The 16,129-nt window shown below is 29.5% G+C and carries 23 protein-coding genes and 4 pseudogenes; 1 reads left to right on the top strand and 26 read right to left on the bottom strand.

From position 1 onward, the window contains the following. Positions 1–17 precede the first annotated feature (17 nt). Positions 18–209 carry a hypothetical protein gene (locus PL321_RS10610; RefSeq protein WP_273962002.1) on the top strand — a complete coding sequence of 64 codons (192 nt, stop codon included), beginning with the start codon at positions 18–20 and terminating at the stop codon, positions 207–209. Positions 210–219: 10 nt separating this feature from the next. Here the strand turns inward: PL321_RS10610 and PL321_RS10605 are convergent, their stop codons facing one another. The 26 genes and pseudogenes from PL321_RS10605 to PL321_RS21365 form a co-directional block, all read right to left on the bottom strand. Beyond that, positions 220–687: a hypothetical protein gene (locus PL321_RS10605; RefSeq protein WP_273962001.1), complete on the bottom strand. Its 468-nt coding sequence runs from the start codon at positions 685–687 to the stop codon at positions 220–222. A 143-nt stretch (positions 688–830) separates the two neighbouring features. Continuing rightward, complete coding sequence (locus tag PL321_RS10600) at positions 831–1,223, bottom strand: RsmF rRNA methyltransferase first C-terminal domain-containing protein (RefSeq protein WP_443110777.1); 393 nt, start codon at positions 1,221–1,223, stop codon at positions 831–833. Continuing rightward, positions 1,220–1,816 (bottom strand): annotated as a pseudogene (locus PL321_RS10595) (SAM-dependent methyltransferase); the annotation flags it as partial. The pseudogene PL321_RS10595 and the gene PL321_RS10600, both read right to left, overlap by 4 nt. Continuing rightward, positions 1,773–2,174: a hypothetical protein gene (locus PL321_RS10590; RefSeq protein WP_273961999.1), complete on the bottom strand. Its 402-nt coding sequence runs from the start codon at positions 2,172–2,174 to the stop codon at positions 1,773–1,775. The pseudogene PL321_RS10595 and the gene PL321_RS10590, both read right to left, overlap by 44 nt. A gap of 337 nt (positions 2,175–2,511) precedes the next feature. After that, positions 2,512–2,790 carry a hypothetical protein gene (locus PL321_RS10585; RefSeq protein ID WP_273961998.1) on the bottom strand — a complete coding sequence of 93 codons (279 nt, stop codon included), beginning with the start codon at positions 2,788–2,790 and terminating at the stop codon, positions 2,512–2,514. Between the two features lie 8 nt (positions 2,791–2,798). After that, positions 2,799–3,089 carry a hypothetical protein gene (locus tag PL321_RS21375; RefSeq protein ID WP_443110776.1) on the bottom strand — a complete coding sequence of 97 codons (291 nt, stop codon included), beginning with the start codon at positions 3,087–3,089 and terminating at the stop codon, positions 2,799–2,801. After that, a complete protein-coding gene (locus tag PL321_RS10580; RefSeq protein ID WP_273961997.1) occupies positions 3,086–4,447 on the bottom strand; it encodes a hypothetical protein in 1,362 nt (453 codons plus the stop codon). The genes PL321_RS21375 and PL321_RS10580 overlap by 4 nt, the downstream gene beginning before the upstream one ends. A gap of 118 nt (positions 4,448–4,565) precedes the next feature. Further along, positions 4,566–4,937 (bottom strand): DUF5057 domain-containing protein, encoded by a 372-nt coding sequence (locus PL321_RS10575; protein WP_273964526.1) that lies wholly within the window; start codon positions 4,935–4,937, stop codon positions 4,566–4,568. A 41-nt stretch (positions 4,938–4,978) separates the two neighbouring features. Continuing rightward, the gene (locus PL321_RS10570; protein ID WP_273961996.1) at positions 4,979–5,182 is read right to left on the bottom strand and encodes a hypothetical protein; all 204 of its coding nucleotides are present in this window, start codon (positions 5,180–5,182) and stop codon (positions 4,979–4,981) included. 71 nt (positions 5,183–5,253) lie between these two features. After that, a complete protein-coding gene (locus tag PL321_RS10565) occupies positions 5,254–5,805 on the bottom strand; it encodes a hypothetical protein (protein WP_273961995.1) in 552 nt (183 codons plus the stop codon). A gap of 29 nt (positions 5,806–5,834) precedes the next feature. Further along, positions 5,835–6,032, bottom strand: coding sequence for a hypothetical protein (locus PL321_RS10560; RefSeq protein ID WP_273961994.1), 198 nt, complete (start codon positions 6,030–6,032; stop codon positions 5,835–5,837). A 175-nt stretch (positions 6,033–6,207) separates the two neighbouring features. Continuing rightward, complete coding sequence (locus tag PL321_RS10555) at positions 6,208–6,465, bottom strand: hypothetical protein (RefSeq protein WP_273961993.1); 258 nt, start codon at positions 6,463–6,465, stop codon at positions 6,208–6,210. A gap of 154 nt (positions 6,466–6,619) precedes the next feature. After that, positions 6,620–6,862 (bottom strand): hypothetical protein, encoded by a 243-nt coding sequence (locus tag PL321_RS10550; protein ID WP_273961992.1) that lies wholly within the window; start codon positions 6,860–6,862, stop codon positions 6,620–6,622. A 311-nt stretch (positions 6,863–7,173) separates the two neighbouring features. Then, positions 7,174–7,464 (bottom strand): hypothetical protein, encoded by a 291-nt coding sequence (locus PL321_RS10545; protein ID WP_273961991.1) that lies wholly within the window; start codon positions 7,462–7,464, stop codon positions 7,174–7,176. A gap of 424 nt (positions 7,465–7,888) precedes the next feature. Beyond that, positions 7,889–8,263 carry a pilus assembly PilX N-terminal domain-containing protein gene (locus tag PL321_RS10540; RefSeq protein WP_273961990.1) on the bottom strand — a complete coding sequence of 125 codons (375 nt, stop codon included), beginning with the start codon at positions 8,261–8,263 and terminating at the stop codon, positions 7,889–7,891. A gap of 81 nt (positions 8,264–8,344) precedes the next feature. Continuing rightward, the gene (locus PL321_RS10535) at positions 8,345–9,046 is read right to left on the bottom strand and encodes a type II secretion system protein (protein ID WP_273961989.1); all 702 of its coding nucleotides are present in this window, start codon (positions 9,044–9,046) and stop codon (positions 8,345–8,347) included. 395 nt (positions 9,047–9,441) lie between these two features. Further along, positions 9,442–10,137: a hypothetical protein gene (locus tag PL321_RS10530; RefSeq protein WP_273961988.1), complete on the bottom strand. Its 696-nt coding sequence runs from the start codon at positions 10,135–10,137 to the stop codon at positions 9,442–9,444. 5 nt (positions 10,138–10,142) lie between these two features. Further along, complete coding sequence (locus PL321_RS10525) at positions 10,143–10,697, bottom strand: PilN domain-containing protein (RefSeq protein WP_273961987.1); 555 nt, start codon at positions 10,695–10,697, stop codon at positions 10,143–10,145. A 15-nt stretch (positions 10,698–10,712) separates the two neighbouring features. After that, positions 10,713–11,633: a pilus assembly protein PilM gene (pilM, locus tag PL321_RS10520; protein WP_273961986.1), complete on the bottom strand. Its 921-nt coding sequence runs from the start codon at positions 11,631–11,633 to the stop codon at positions 10,713–10,715. 11 nt (positions 11,634–11,644) lie between these two features. Continuing rightward, positions 11,645–11,995 (bottom strand): hypothetical protein, encoded by a 351-nt coding sequence (locus tag PL321_RS10515; RefSeq protein WP_273961985.1) that lies wholly within the window; start codon positions 11,993–11,995, stop codon positions 11,645–11,647. 47 nt (positions 11,996–12,042) lie between these two features. Continuing rightward, a pseudogene (locus PL321_RS21370) lies at positions 12,043–12,168 on the bottom strand (PilW family protein); the annotation flags it as partial. A gap of 32 nt (positions 12,169–12,200) precedes the next feature. After that, positions 12,201–12,707, bottom strand: coding sequence for a pilus assembly FimT family protein (locus PL321_RS10510; protein WP_273961984.1), 507 nt, complete (start codon positions 12,705–12,707; stop codon positions 12,201–12,203). A gap of 334 nt (positions 12,708–13,041) precedes the next feature. Continuing rightward, positions 13,042–13,158: pseudogene (locus PL321_RS10505) on the bottom strand (type IV pilin protein); the annotation flags it as partial. 43 nt (positions 13,159–13,201) lie between these two features. Continuing rightward, complete coding sequence (locus tag PL321_RS10500; RefSeq protein ID WP_273961983.1) at positions 13,202–13,411, bottom strand: type II secretion system F family protein; 210 nt, start codon at positions 13,409–13,411, stop codon at positions 13,202–13,204. Beyond that, positions 13,404–14,297 carry a type II secretion system F family protein gene (locus PL321_RS10495; protein WP_273961982.1) on the bottom strand — a complete coding sequence of 298 codons (894 nt, stop codon included), beginning with the start codon at positions 14,295–14,297 and terminating at the stop codon, positions 13,404–13,406. The genes PL321_RS10500 and PL321_RS10495 overlap by 8 nt, the downstream gene beginning before the upstream one ends. A gap of 125 nt (positions 14,298–14,422) precedes the next feature. After that, positions 14,423–16,102 (bottom strand): annotated as a pseudogene (locus PL321_RS21365) (GspE/PulE family protein). Positions 16,103–16,129 lie beyond the last annotated feature (27 nt).

The raw sequence follows: 16,129 nt of genomic DNA, 5'->3' as shown, positions 1-16,129 counted from the left end.
CCAGCAAAGAACCAGATGTGCTTTATAAGGAAGCAATTAAGACAAGTAAAAAATGGAATACTGTATTTTTGCTTATGCACTGCAGTGAGACTGACAATAATACTGTAAAGGCACTGCCTAAGATAATAGATTATTATAAGGAAAGAGGGTATGAATTTATGGTTATCGATGACAACACACCGGAATACTACTTTAAATATAAAAAGTAGGCAGTTTTGCCTACTTTGCTGCTATTTGCTTTAGTTCCTGTATAAAATTATATGCCTCAATCCCCTTTATAACATCAGGTTTTAGAGAATTTAAACCTGCTTCTAATTCAGACACTTGGTATATTAGTTTATCATTTTCTGCCTTACTAACATTTACTTTATGTTCTAATGCTTTTAGAATTTGTGTGTTCTCATCAACTTGTACCTTTATATATTTTATATCCTGCTTTAAGCCATTTACATCTGATTCTAGATTGTTTACTCTGGATTCTAATTTGTCCATCCTTGATTCTAATTTATCCATCCTGGATTCTAATTTGTCCATCCTGGATTCTATATTATCCATTCTGGACTCTAATTTGTCCATTCTTATCTCTATTCTTTCCATTCTCACATTAAGCTGTGATATATCCTCTTTAATTGGCTTAAGTTCTTCTCTTATAACTATCCTTAATGCATCTAAAATAGCTGTATCCATTTACATCACTCCCTTATTTTTCATTATACACAAAAGCTACATTAAAGAAAAGATGAATTACTTGCTATCTTAAGTTAACTTGTTTCAATTACTAATTGTAATTAATGGTATAAATTGTTTAAACTTAATGTTTTATTGCCATCTTAATGCCTTAGGGAAATAGTTTTTAAGAACCCCTTTGCTACTTTCCCAAAGCTTAGGGAGTAACCATCTACATTTACAAGATACCAGCCATCTTCTAAATCTACATTTAAAGTGTAACCTTCTATATACTTTCTTATTTCCTCTGAATCCCTATTAAAGTTTATATTCCTATATACCTCATCCATCTTTAGGGTTGCTGCAAGGGCATAGTCTGGTTCAAATCTGTTTTTCTTAAATTCTCCAAGAAGTATTCCTGGACGAAGTACATTAATGTCCTTTAAATCAAAACAATCCTCTGGAACATAATACAGCCTATCTCCCCTCATAAAGAGCCTCTCATCATAAAAATCAAATTTTATCGTATCCTTTACAAAGTTTTTAAATTCACTTATATCTTTTTACCTATGTTGCTCTTTAACAAATTTGGAGTCTCTTCATCTCCATCTATCTTTCTTAAAAGTGCCAAGAAATGCCCTTCTCCCTTTAGTCTGTGGGGCATAAGTCTTGCAACCTTTTTAAGCTCAGGGTTGTCAAAGACTTCATAAAAACCTTCTCTAAAGCCGTATTTCTTTTCTATATTAACAAGTTCAAAGTTCTTATTTTCCTTTAAAAACTCATCTATAATAAACTCATTTTCTTCAACAGAAAATGTACAGGTTGAATAAACCATAAGTCCTCCAGGCTTTAGCATATTAGCTGCAGACCTTAAAATAGGCCTTTGCATTGCCTGATAGTTAAGAACGTTCTCTACGCTCCAATAATTTAGGGCATCTTTATCCTTTTTAAACATTCCCTCCCCTGAACAAGGAGCATCAACTATAACCTTATCAAAGTATCCCTTAAATACCCTCTCTAATTCCTCTGGTGAGTTGTTTGTTACAACTGCATTTTTTATTCCCATTCTTTCAACATTTTGAACAAGTATTTGGGCTCTTTTTAGTTTAATCTCGTTTGAAACAAGAAGTCCTTCTCCCTGAAGGTAAGAGGCAGCTTGGGTTGACTTTCCACCTGGCGATGCACAAAGGTCTAAAACCTTCTCTCCCTTTTAATCTGTACCTGTGGTGCAACAGACATTGCACTTGGCTCTTGGACATAAAAAGCCCTGCTGCGTGGTAGGGGTCCTTACCGGGTTTTTCTTCTTCTATGTAAAAGCCCCTCTCCTCCCAAGGCACCCTATCTAATATTTTATATGGGGAAAGTTTAAGAAAGTCCTCGACACTAATCTTTAGCGTATTTACCCTTATACCTTGATACCTTTCTCCTTCATAGCTCTTTAAAAAATCATCAAACTCATCCTTTAAAAGTTCCTTCATTCTATCTAAAAACTTCTCTGGCAGTCTCATTTTTATTCCTCCAAAAGAATATTTTAGATATATATTTTATCATTTAAGAGAAAGATATACAAGGTTTGAGAAGGATATGATATTAAAATCTAAAATCCAATGTGTATCTTTGGTGACATTAAGAAAAAGAGAACTATTAAAAAAGTATAAGGCCAATATATACTTTTCTTTTCATATATCCCAACCCCTAATTTTTTCTTAAGATTATTTTATAATTATGGTTGGGATAAATGGTAAAATTTTGATTAAGATTAAATAAAAATCCCCTAACAAGTAGGGGATTTACTTTACATAATTCTAAAGTTTTTTACTTGTATTTTATATTCCACTTGATCCTTTAATTTCTCTTTTTATTTTTATTATTTACACTGTATTCAATTTCTTCATTTTCATTTAACTTAATTCCAATTAAATCTATATCTTTGGAATTTGAATAAACCTTAAAGATTAGATTAACTACAACCTGTCTATCATTAAAATCATTTATTTTAATATAAATTTTATTTGATGTAGAAGAAATTATAGTACAATTTGAAGAAGTTGAGCTTGCATAATTTGAATCATCTATCTTTGAAAAACCCGAATTAATACTATACTCTAAATTTAGAGGAATCATTACATTAGTTAAAGGTACAGAAACACTCTCTTTTTTGTAATAATAAATTGCATAGAAACTAAATTATTATTAGCATAAATCGGATTATATCTATTTGAAATATTTCTTATCTCAATACTTTCTATATAATTGAAATTTACCTCTATACTATATTGTTTATATGCTTTGTTTCCTGCTCTATCTTCTGCCTCGATTTTTAATATATATTCTCCCTGTTCAAGTTTTGCCTGTAATTCAAATTTAAATTCGCCTCCTCTAACTGGAATACTTGCTATATCAACTTCTTGCCCATTATTTATCTTTTGAGTAAAGCAACTCCTCTAACTTCTGGGTCATTGTCTTCTAATGTTCCTTTAAAAATTGGATTGTCGTAGTCAATTAAATTGCCATTTTCACTTAAAAATTCACCATTTGAAAGTGAAAGATTTTTAATTTCTGGATTTTGTGTATCAATATAAAGATTTCCACTTACAACGTGAGATTGCTTATTATATTGTGGGCATATCTGCTGTACTTCTATTATATATGGCTTTGTAAAATCTATTGTATCCTGTATTCCTTCAAATTGATAATGTATTTCTTGTTCATCATTTAAGTTATCAATAACATCACTTTTTATTACATTACCAGTATTATCTTTAAGTTTAACCATTAGTTTTTGTGTTGTATTAGTATTAGTTTTGCTTAAATTTACTTTAATTGTTGGCTTGCTTGTGTTTTGGAATTCCTTATAGGTCAAAGAAGGATTAGGAACAACTACATCATTAACTATTCTTAAATTTATTTCCTTAAAAGCTGATGCACCACTATTATCTATTAATTCAACCTTTAATTTCTTTAATATATCATTTAGATCTGTTCCATAATATTTATTATCAATCTCATAGTCATACCTTTGGCTACTTTTAAGTCCATTTTCTGTTTTTAATAGTTCATATTGTCCACTTTGATTTTGCATATATATCTTAGCTGTCAGATTATCTGCATCTTTTAAGTCATAATCATAAGGTATAAAGCTAACATTAAATCTTGGTGAAGTAACTGATATACTATTTCCTTCTGTTGGTGAAATTACATCTAAGTCTGGTTTATGGTTTGCTGCAAGAAAGCTCTTTGCCATTGTATTTATAAACATCATTAATTCATAGCGTGAACTTTCAATACCTTCAGGACCTGTAGTTGTATGTCCTGTTCCAGAAAAAGTAATATTTTTAGTTGAATAGGTATAATAAAAATCTTCAGAATTATAAATATCTTTATCATCCATAACTAAGTTAAACCAAGGTATTACATTTTCATCCTCAAGATTAATGGCATAGTATTGAAGATGGGTTCTTCCTACTTCCATATTATTAGGTAAATTGTATGGAAATTGATTTACTATCCCTTTATTAACAAGTGCAACTTCTCTTGAATTATTGTAATTATGATCAAATGGACGCGTTTCGACACCTGAACCTGAATCCGTTCCAGCCCTCATATAAGTATATCTTGCCCAACCTAATATATCACCAATAATTGTTCTTATATAAGTAATGATTGATGGCCTTGGGAGATAGTATGTGCTTTTTATGTTTGAATTATCTTTAAAAACCTTTTCTATGTTATTACTACTATAATCTGAATCATTAACACTAACCTGAGCTGCATCCCTCATAAAAAATGCTTTTATGTTTTTGCAGTACTTCCATTATACCAAATGGTATCGTGAGTTAACATTATTCCAAGTCCCTTGTCCTTAAAGTCCTTGATATCTTTCCATATTATATCTTTTTCTATATAATTATTTCCTTCTTTTTTATACCTATATCACCTCTATATGTATCACCAAACCCAAAAATAATCATATCATATTTAGAACTAAAATTGATAGATTTATTTAAATTATTTAAATCATCACACTTCATACTATCAAATTTAAAACTAAAATTTCCATTTTCATCTTCTATTAAATTCAAGCTATCATCAAATTTTATTTTCAAATCATTAGCTTTATTTTTGAATGCATCATATATTTTAAAATCATTATTTGGTCTAATCTGAAATATATTTCCTGTTATTTTTATACCCTTATATTTTATCAATCCGTATTTTACATACTTAATTCTACTATCACTATTTGATTTTATCTCTAATTTCCAATATATTGGAGCTGTGTAGGTTATGGGCAGTGTATATTCTATTGATATTAATTCGCCCTTTTTAAGTTTATCTTTTCAATTGCTTTTTCATCATCCCTATACAATGTATCTCTGTTATAATCTAAATATAGAGTTGCTGTGTATCCACCACTTAAATTATTTTTATCTTCTATTATGAAGGAATAAACTAATTTATCGTTCTGTTTAAATTCTACATTTTCTGATGGGTACTGTAAATTTAATAAATTCAATTTTTTCTTTGAACTAACATAGTTTAAATAAAAATTATAATAAAAACTTTCTTTTGATATTTCATTTATTCCTATTTTTTAGCTATAGAATTAAAGTTTTTATATAATTTAGAATACTTTGCGGCAATTTTTGTGCTATTTGAATTAAAATCAATAAATGAACTATTATGAAATAAAACGCATTGACCTGATTCTATCATTTCTTTTATCTTCTGTGCCCTTAAATTTGTTATATCATTATAACGTCTTGGATGATAATTATTAAAACTTCCAATACTATTAGGATTTCTCATTTTATTTTGTGACAAGTAATTATTATCCCATTGATTTGACTCTAACACTCCTCCATACTTCCCTTGACCAAAATAAACTATGTCATATTCTCCATTTATATCATTTCTTGTGGAATTTAATTTGCTTAATGTTATTGCATCGACTTTTATATTTGGATAAGTAGCTTTATTTGATTCAATAAAGTTTTTTAATTTTGATTCATCTTTGTAGTCTGGAACTATTTCTAATATTTTAATTTCGTCTGTTATTATTGTAGGGATAGTTGTATCAGCAAATACACCTGTGTTAATTGCTGTTAAAATTATGCAAAAACTTAAGAAGGCCGCCATAAACCTTGTTTTTTCATACCCTCACCCTCTTATTTAGTTAATATTTGTCTTTTACTAATTATACTTATATTAGACTTAACTCTTTCATCAAACCCGCTATATACTTCTTGTTCTTTTGTTTCCTTAGGATTTATACCCTTTGCAAATACTTTGTATAAAGCTATACACTTATCATATTCTGTTAAATTAAAATAATGTAGCAATCTTTTGATGTTTCTTGGTTCCACACAAGATTAATATTTCCACCTTCCACTACTATGTCTTCTTTAGCTATAATGTTACCTTTTATATTTACTCCCTCAGCTTTAGTATTTTTAAGATATAATGTACCTTTTGTTATTATAAGCACCTCATATTCATCTAAATCATTTAAGTCTAAACTTATATTAGAATTAGATACCTTTATAAAAATCTTTTAGTTGTATCTTTAATTTCTATATCTTCAAGATTACCAAAGTTTATATAATCTTCGAAGCCTTCACTTTCCAATCCCTTATCCTTAAAACTTAATTTATTTACTATATCATCTTTTATTTTTGGCACTAAATCTTTTGAAACCTTAAGATATATACTTTGTGCTCCGTCAGTGTTGTGAACACTTATATAATCATTTATTTCATTAAACAATTTATTACCTTCATTATCTTCTATAAAGTTCAATTCTCTTAGAACCTGTATCTTTCCATTTGCTAAAAGATATAAGGGAAATAGCTTGTGTTAATTGATGCAGAGGAAAATGTCAAATTATCTGCTTGAATTGTTTCTTCTCCTTTATTATAGTTTTGTTCATAAAAATCATTGTATTTATTTCTAACTAAGTATTGAAATAAAAATTTAATCCTTTATTAACTTGTTCAGTCATATCACCTGATGTTGTATCAAACATTTTAATTGTATTTCCATTTCCTAAATTATAGTTTTTGTAATCAGATTCACTGGTTTGCCAATTAAAATTTTTATTATCTCTTGTAATAAATGGATCTATCTTATAATTGTATATCAAGAAATTAGGATTTATTGCTGTTGTTTCTATTGTTTTGTAATATTTATTTTGCAAATCCTTTAGATCCTCTATAAAACCTGTTCCAAATAATACAATATTTTGTCCAACTGTTAATTTAGAAGTATCATCATTTACTACTATTGATGAAGAGCTATTGAAGTTTGTATCATCATCTGCCTCTTCAAAGGATATTAAATTCTGATTTATTGTTATTTCACTACTTTGTGCATATAAAGAAATATTGTCTGCTATATATGCATTGCCATTAATCAGAATTTTTGAACCAGTTGCTTCTTCATCTGTTACAACTGAATGACAATATATATCTCCATTTATTGTTGCTGTTGAACCATCTTTTGATGTTCTTAAAAAACCTGAAGATAATTTAAAATTTTCTCCTTCTCCCGACGTTGGTTTTTCTTTACCTCTCCTAAGTAAACATTCCCATTTACCTCTATGTTACCCTTGACGGTAGGCAAATTAGTTATTTCTGTTTTATTAATAGAACTTTTCTTAATTTCAGTTAGAGTATTTTCATTTGCTCCAACTAAAATTCCTCCAAATTCATTATAAAATTTTTGTTCGTCTAAATCATTTCCTGAACCTCGAACATATACATCACCATTTATTGTGAATTTTGAAGTATCATTTACCACAAACAAGTTTTTACCAGCAATCAATGCATAGTCTAATACATTATTATAACCCTTCTTTATTTTTTTGAGGTTAAACTGACTTTATCTAATTTATTGCCAAATGGGTTAAATTCAAAAGTAGCTATCATATATCTCTTTATATTTTTTTCCTTCAATTGTATCTTTAATATAATTGTTTCTTTAGGATAGTTATTTAAATCCTCTTTGTTGTGATTAATAAATTTATTCCTGTCCATACCATTAACTATTTTGCTAAACTCTTCATCTAAAGATGCTTCATTAAAGGTTTTAAAAACAATTTCTACATTATCACTACTTAATTTAGATTGTAAATACTCCTGCCAATTTCTCCAATATTTATTTTCAAGATCTTGTTCACTATCTTCCTTATTATTTATTTTTATATCTACTTCTTTGCTATTTTCTAAAAATCTATTATATATTCTTTATAAATCCTTATAAACTCATCTTTTATAATTTTTTCATACTCCTCTTTAGTTAATTGACCATCTAATAATTTTTTATATTCTTCTTCAAAATTTTGCATATTAACTGCACCAGACGCATCAAAGCAATATGCGTTTGCCTCATACCTTGCTTCATCAGCAACCTTATCTAAATAAAATAAAATTTTTTCCATACTTGAATCGGCTATATAGAAGGCTTCATTTTTACCGTAGTAACTTGTACTTTGTCTTAAGGAGGCTAATGTTATTTGCATTACACCTATACTTAATGTGAAAAGTACAGCTATTATTAAAATTACAAAAATCAAAGCCGAACCCTTTTTCTTTTTCATATTCATCACTCTCATTTTAGTTTATTTGTTATATCAAATACTTGTCTTTTAACTTCTTTACCATTCTTTTTACAATAATAGTTAATTTATCGATTTTTGTTCTTCTGTGAATTTATTTTCATTTTTCTCCTCAAAATTTACATTTGGATATACAGAAGCTAAATTAAGTGTTGTTTTGTCCTCTTGATATTTAATATAAGCAAAATTAATAATTTTTGATTTTATATTATTGGTCTCCTTAACACCATCTATTACCATATTTAACTCTTTTTCTGCACTATTATTTAAAATTAAAAGTATCCCAGCAGTAGAATCCGTTGTAGTTATTTCTATATCGTTTATTTTATAAATGAGATTTTCCTCATCAGAAATTATTTCAATCCTATAGTTATTTATCTCATTAAAATCATTGACAATATAATCTTTAAGCTCTGTAATTCCATTATGTCTATAACTATATTTAAATTTAATTTTATTTGCTGTAACTTCTATTATTAAATCATAATCATCATATCTTATTCCTTTAAGTTTATAATCTTCCACTCTCTCTTCTTTTACATATTCAATGTCATAGCCCATATAATTATTTATTTCTTCTCCATTTATATAACTTTCATAGGCATAATTAATTATATTAGCTATCTCAATATTATCCTTAGATTTACTATTATTTTTTATATTCATATTTATTATAGAAGAAATAGGTACAATAAGAATAGCAAAAATTGCAAATGCAACCAAAAGTTCAACTAATGTATAGCCTTTATCTTTCCCTCTAATCATATTCATCATCTCTTCTCAACAAATATATTAGAACCTATAGGAATTACATTTACTCTTGGTAATACACTATCATCATTATATACATAAACAAATACGCTCTTTTGTGTTTCGTTTTTTATGTTTAACAGTGCTACATTTTTATCATCTAAGTATTTTCTTTTTGTGAATAAACATATATTATTATACTATCAGAATTTGGGTTAAATTCCTTGTAACCACCATCCTTTGGATGTTGTCCACCTTCTGTAGACATTTTATACATAAATTTGTCTCCAGTTTGTTTTAATTCTATAAATGCTTTTTCAATTGGATTATTTTTGCAAGAACATCAACTCCCTCTCCTACCTTTTCTAACACAATTGCTGAAGTTGGAGAGTTTAAAGTTGATACTGTTACTAAAAAATCTTTATTTTTTCAATATATTCATTATTTGACTTATTATTTTCATTAGTTATCCCACTAATACTTGAAAAAATATTTATTTTCCCGGTATTTAAATTAAAATCCTTCCATTGCCTAATTGGTGCTTTTTCATCTCTATAACCGTATAAATTCAAATCAAAGGTTGTTGCAATATTTTCTCCATTTAATATTGGAACTATGGATACATTATCAATCGAATAGACTGTGTTGAAATTCTCTACTTCTACAAGCATATTTTTGAACTTGTCATAGGATAGTTGTGTTGAAATCTTCAGAGTATAATAAAAGGCTCCTTCAATTTTTTTGTTGTTTTTGTTATATTTGTATTCCTGTTTTGCAGATATAGGCAGGTCATTTATTGTTGCATCATATTTTCTTAGTAAATTTAATACATCTACAACACAGAATTTTTCATCTAAATTATTTGCAAGCTTTTGTGATATATCATAATAGTTGAGCTTTGTTTCCTCTATTTTGTCTTTGTTTTTATTAAATATCTCAACTGCTCGGTTTAGTTCCTCAAGCCTTGCTTGCTTTTTAGAGTTTTCCTCCTTTAGGGAATCTATTTTCCCTAAAGTAAAGCTGTAGGTATAATAAAAGGCTAACCCTATTATAAAAATTAAAAGAATTAAAAGCATTTTCTTATCTCTATCTGTTAACTTAAACATACCCATCACTTCCTCACAATCTCAGCAGTAATTGATGTTCTTTTTTCGTTTCCTTGATTTGATATACCGCTAAACACTATGTTCTTAAAGATTTCTGAGTTTTGCATATTATAAACAAACTGTGCTATGTTTTCCTCCCTTGAGGACTTTATTACAAAGGATACCTTATCCTTACTTAAGGTCATATTTTCAATTGACATCTCTGAAGGAGTTATTTCCTCAAGATTTGTTATAACTAAATTTAGTGTTTCATTATCCTTTGCAACTGAATCTAAGATTGTCTTTTTGTTTTCGTATAAGAGCTTTACCTGTGTATATTCCTTAACCTGATTTTCGATTGGAATAAGGCTTTTTATTTTTTCTTCTAATTTTGCATTTTGCATTTTATAGTATGATATTCTAAAGATTGAAATGATAGTTACAACAGCAAATAAAATCAATTCTGCCGCAATAACAATGAGTATCTTTTTATTATCCTCACTCTTCCTTTGGTGCTGCCTGTTATAGGCCTCAAGCAAATTTATATCCTTATTGTTGTTCAATTGTATATTAGTTAGCATAATATCCCCCTTATACTATATAAATGTAGCTACTGGAACTATAAACTTATTCAAATCTTCGGCACCATCTACAAAATCCAGATTTTCTATTGATAAAACATCAGAACCTGTTTTTGATGGCAAGACTCTTTCAAGATGTAGAAATTTAGCCTTATCTCCTAATATATAAACCTTATTTAATTCTTCCCTTTCTTTGATTTTGTAGAACTCAATTAGCTTTACAACATTATCATTTATTTCATTTAGCTTATAGTCGTCTATCTTTAAATTTTCATCAGTTAACTCACTTAAATCGTGGGGATAGGTCTTTGTTAGTTGTACTATATTGTTTTTAACAATAACTGCAGTTAAAAAGTTCTTCTCTACGTTTAAAACCATTGCACTTTCATCTTTACCTATTCCTAATTTAAAGGAAAGCTTTGCAAGCACATTAGGTTCTATATCTATTTTATTTATTTTTAAATTCAACTTATTTACAACTGAAATTACCTGGTCAATAACATTTTTAGGTACTGCAAAAACTAAAAGCTTAAGTTTTTTAGTTTTGCCCTCTCTTAAAACCTCAAGTACCTTGTAATCTAATATATATCTATCTATATTTACCGGGAAATATTGAGGTGCTTCAATCTTTAGCATTGAATATATCTTATCCTTTGGAATGTTAGGAATCACTACTTCTCTTACAAGTAAATTGGTTAAGCCTGATAAAACGATGTTAACATTATATTTTGAAACCTTGTTTTCAATCATATATTTATTCATTAAATTTAAAATAGCAGCTTCGTCTAAAGAATCAATAACTCCATTATTTTGTTCATTTATCAACATTTCATTTAATTTTAATACTTTTACCTTCTTACCCTTTTTACCTTCTACTACCTTTATATAACTGCTATTTATTTCAATTACTAAGCTATTAAATAAACCCTCTAACATATTACTACCCCTTATCTTCTTATATTGTATTTGATTGAATAGTCTCTTTTTATTCCTCTTATTTTATAGTCTACTGTAAAATCTATCTGAACATATTCTAATTTGTTGTTTTCATCGTAATTGTCTGGTTTTGTTGTTATTCTAAAATCCTCAATATATCCATCAAGTATTCTGTTGTTAAGCGTAATACCATTTGTTTTTGATATATATATTTTATTTTCTAAACTGTATATCTCAATTTTTATCGCATTATTTTCTTCAAAATCTATTTTACTGTTATCCTTTGGAACATATATAACTAATTCCTGTGTATCTGTATGTATCTTATGATTTTCAACTGTTATTTTTTCCTGGTACGCCATTTGAAGTGACTGCATTACATAGTCCATAAAGCTCTTTACCTGCGATTCTATATAGGCCTTCTTTTTTCCTCTTGAAGTATTTTATAATGATTATTAAAGAAGCTGTACCCCGCTTCTAATAAGATTAATAGAATTGCTGATACAACCAAAAGTTCAACAAGTGTAAAACCTTTTTTTTCATAGTAAACCCCTACTCTTCCTTAACTTATTCAACCTTAATACTGCCTGGTGGGATGCTTTCTATGGTAATCTTCTTTGATACATTTTTTGACTTTGATATTATAATTATTTGATTAATTCCTTCTCCTTCTTGAGTTTTATCATACTTTAAAACCGCTTCTCCCTCTGATGAGAAATATATGTAATTTTCAATCTGTACCTCATAGGTTCTATTTTCTGTTTGAGTAATCCACTTTATTTCTAAATCGATGTTTTTATATTCAGTTACGCTTACCTCTTTATCGTTTTTGAAAAGTTTTATTTTATAAGTACCTTCTTCTTTTTCTATCTTTAGATAATATGCGTTATAGTCCATAGATTTGTTGCCGTTCTCATATACATCCTTAAGCATTGATGCAACTTCGTTGGCAGCAGAATCCATCTGAGACTTAATTATGCTTTTGGTAAAGTTTATATATGAAATTGAAAGAAGAATGCCTAAAATTGCAATTACTATTGTCATCTCAACAAGCGTAAAACCCTTTTTTCTCATATCTATCACCTATAAAAATATGGTTAGGGGGCAGATATGCCCCTTAATGAAAAAATTTATTAAACATTATTTTTTATAAACATCATTACTATTAATATCATTACCTTCAAATGGATATACTTGATCATAATTAGAATTATCATTTATAAAGATTTTTAATTCATCTTTACCATCAAAAGTATAATAGAAATTCCAACTTGAATTAAATTTAACTTTTGGTATATCTGAACTTTCTAATGCACTTGTAACTAGTGAATATTGACCACTTGAAGTACTTTGTAAAGTACCTTCAGCTATTTTTGTTGTAACATTGAAGCTATTGTTTTTGCATTTGCTATGTCTGATTGCTTTTTGAATTACCTATTACTTTTGTTATTTGTGGAACACCAATTGCAACTAAAATAGCAATAATAGCAACTACTACAATCATTTCAATTAGCGTAAAACCTTTTTCTTGTTTCTCTTATTCATTTTAAAAACCTCCCCATCCTTTTTTAAAAATTCATATTTCCGTAAAGTTTAAACATTGGTAGAATTATTGATGCCAGCATAAAACCTACAATAAGGGCTAAAAATACAATCATTATAGGTTCAAAAACTGCTGTTAGTCTTGTAACCATATTCTCAACCTCATTTTCATAGAGATCTGCCAGTTTAGAGAGCATCTCCTCTAAGGTTCCACTCTCTTCTCCTGTCTTAATCATAATTGGTACAAGCTCTGGAAAAATTTCTAAGTTTTCTATCGGCCTGCTTAGGCCTTCTCCCCCTAACCTGTTCTACGACTCCTTCAAACTTCTCTTCTATGTAGGCATTATTTAAAAGGTTCTTGGTTGTTTCAATAGCAGTAACAAGAGGTACACCTGAACCTACAAGAGTAGAAAGCGTCCTTGTAAACCTTGCTATTGAAGAAAAGAGTGATATTTGTCCAATTAGCGGCATCTTTAGCCTAAGTTTTGAAAAGAATATACTTCCTGAAGGAGTCTTTTTGTAGTAGTTTATAAATATAATTAATAGCACAAATAGTGCTAAAATTATTAACCAATTATCCTGCATAAAGGTACTTGTACTTAAGATAAACCTTGTGGTTGGCGGAAGTTCTACACCAAGGTCATTAAACATTCCCACAAAGGTTGGAATAACAAATATTAAAAGTAGGTTTAAAACTGCTAAAGCAACAACAATTACAATGGCGGGATACATAAGGGCGTTGGTTATCTTTTGCTTTAGCTTCATTTCCTTTTCAAACTGAATTGCCATCTTTTCAAAGGAGTTGTCAAGGGAACCTCCAACCTCTCCTGCCTCCACCATATTGATTAGAATTTCAGGGAATACATCTGGATATCTTTTCATTGAAGTTGATATTGCAGTACCCTTTTCAACATCCTCATATAGATTTATTACGGCATTTTTTAGTTTCTTGTTGGTTATTTGATTTTTTATTACACTTAAACAGGTTAAAATGTTAAGCCCCGCCTGTAAAAGGGTTGCAACCTGCTTACAAAACACAGCAAGGTCCTTTGCCTTTACCTTATTTAAAAACTTAATGTCTATCTCCTTATTTAACAGATTATCCTTATTTATATCTACCACATAAAGGTTTTTGTCCTTTAGCTGTCTTATTGCATCCTGTTCATCTTCAGCTACAAGTTTACCCTTTATTTTTTTCCGTTTAAATCTATTGCTTCATATACATAATTTGCCATAAGCACCCCTCATTAATCCATAGAATAAGTAACTCTTAGATATTCTTCAACGGTCGTCTCACCGTTTAATACCTTTTGAATACAGCTGTTTTTAAGTGTAACCATTCCTTTTTTATGGCTAAATCCTTAAGTTCATCAGAGCTTACACCCCTTGTTATAGCGGCTCTTAACTCCTTATCTATTGTTAATATTTCATAGATACCAGTTCTTCCTATATATCCCTTTTGTCCACAGTATATACATCCTGCTCCCTATAAAGCTTGTATTCCTTATTCTCATCAAGCCCAAGTGCCTTTATTTCGTCAAGGTTTGCAAAATATTCCATTTTGCAGTGGGGACATATTCTTCTAACAAGTCTTTGGGCTATAACGCCGATTAAAGAGGAACTTATCATAAAGCTTTCAACACCCATATCTATAAGCCTTGTTACAGAACTTGGTGCATCATTGGTGTGTATTGTAGATAAAACCAAGTGGCCTGTTATAGCCGCTCTTACTGCTATCTCTGCTGTTTCTCTATCTCTTATCTCGCCTATCATTATGATATCTGGGTCCTGTCTTAAAATTGACCTTAGGGCTGATGCAAAGGTAAGTCCTGCCTTAGGATTTACTTCGACCTGATTTACACCATATATTGTACTTTCAACAGGATCTTCAACTGTTATTATATTTCTATCCCCTGTATTTAGCTCCCTAAGGGCGGTGTAAAGGGTTGTTGACTTACCACTTCCTGTGGGTCCCGAAACCAATATTATTCCGTGGGGTGAAGATACAAGTTTTTCATACTGCATAAGGTCGTGTTCTAAAAACCTAAATTCTTTTTGTCCTTTAAAAACTCCCTTTTGTCTGCTATTCTTATAACAATCTTTTCACCAAAAACAGTTGGTAAAGATGATATTCTCATATCGTATTCTCTATCATATATCTCAAAGGTGGTTCTTCCGTCCTGCGGTATTCTCTTTTCTGCAATATCCATATTACCTATAACCTTAATTCTTGCCACAAGCGGTGCGTGAAGTTCGTATTCCACCTTCATTATTTCATATAAAATTCCGTCTATTCTAAACTTTATCTTAACCTCTTCCTCAAAGGGCTCTATATGAATATCGCTTGCTCTTTGATTTATAGCCTGTTCAAATATTGAATTTACAAGTTTTACAATAGGCCCCTGAACATCATCCTCCTGAATTCTTGGGTTTTTACTTTTTCAGCTCTAAAGGCCTTATTTTCCTTTTTGAATTCCTCTGCCGCCTTTAGAGCCTCCTGCTTTCCATAGTATTTATTTATAAACCTCTTAATTTCTTCTTCCTTTGCAAGAACAGGCTGAACATCTTTACCTGTGTAAATCTGAACATCCTCAAGGGCAAAGATGTTTAGGGGTCTGCCATTGCAACAACAAGCTTGTCCCTCTCAAACTTAATAGGCAAAAGGCTATGCCTCTTTGCTAAGGTCTCTGAAACCATCTTCACACATTCTTGGTCTATTGGATATCTATCAAGTTTTACGTGGGGTATTCCAAGCTGGTATTCGAGAACTTCAATTATTTGGTCCTCTGTTACAAAACCATTTTCTACAAGTATTTCTCCTAATTTTTTATTCGTATTTTTTGTATAATCAAAGCCTTTTGAAGCTGTTCCTGTGTAATTATTCCTGCATCTATTAAAAACTCTCCTAACCTTTTTCTTGGCTGCATAAAAATACCCCTTTACTTTATGCTTTT

Source organism: Caloramator sp. mosi_1 (genome assembly GCF_028622835.1).
In the GTDB taxonomy this organism is placed as follows: domain Bacteria; phylum Bacillota; class Clostridia; order Clostridiales; family Caloramatoraceae; genus Thermobrachium.
This window is presented reverse-complemented; position numbering and strand designations above follow the sequence as displayed.

Excerpts from the sequence above, each read along its gene's own strand:
- PL321_RS10605 (WP_273962001.1), bottom strand. The coding sequence starts at position 687 with ATGGATACAGCTATTTTAGATGCATTAAGGATAGTTATAAGAGAAGAA.
- PL321_RS10590 (WP_273961999.1), bottom strand. The coding sequence starts at position 2,174 with ATGAGACTGCCAGAGAAGTTTTTAGATAGAATGAAGGAACTTTTAAAG.
- PL321_RS10585 (WP_273961998.1), bottom strand. The coding sequence starts at position 2,790 with ATGATTCCTCTAAATTTAGAGTATAGTATTAATTCGGGTTTTTCAAAG.
- PL321_RS10580 (WP_273961997.1), bottom strand. The coding sequence starts at position 4,447 with ATGAGGGATGCAGCTCAGGTTAGTGTTAATGATTCAGATTATAGTAGT.
- PL321_RS10565 (WP_273961995.1), bottom strand. The coding sequence starts at position 5,805 with ATGGCGGCCTTCTTAAGTTTTTGCATAATTTTAACAGCAATTAACACA.
- PL321_RS10540 (WP_273961990.1), bottom strand. The coding sequence starts at position 8,263 with ATGAAAAAGAAAAAGGGTTCGGCTTTGATTTTTGTAATTTTAATAATA.
- PL321_RS10535 (WP_273961989.1), bottom strand. The coding sequence starts at position 9,046 with ATGATTAGAGGGAAAGATAAAGGCTATACATTAGTTGAACTTTTGGTT.
- PL321_RS10530 (WP_273961988.1), bottom strand. The coding sequence starts at position 10,137 with ATGTTTAAGTTAACAGATAGAGATAAGAAAATGCTTTTAATTCTTTTA.
- PL321_RS10525 (WP_273961987.1), bottom strand. The coding sequence starts at position 10,697 with ATGCTAACTAATATACAATTGAACAACAATAAGGATATAAATTTGCTT.
- pilM (WP_273961986.1), bottom strand. The coding sequence starts at position 11,633 with ATGTTAGAGGGTTTATTTAATAGCTTAGTAATTGAAATAAATAGCAGT.
- PL321_RS10515 (WP_273961985.1), bottom strand. The coding sequence starts at position 11,995 with ATGGCGTACCAGGAAAAAATAACAGTTGAAAATCATAAGATACATACA.
- PL321_RS10510 (WP_273961984.1), bottom strand. The coding sequence starts at position 12,707 with ATGAGAAAAAAGGGTTTTACGCTTGTTGAGATGACAATAGTAATTGCA.
- PL321_RS10500 (WP_273961983.1), bottom strand. The coding sequence starts at position 13,411 with ATGATTAAGACAGGAGAAGAGAGTGGAACCTTAGAGGAGATGCTCTCT.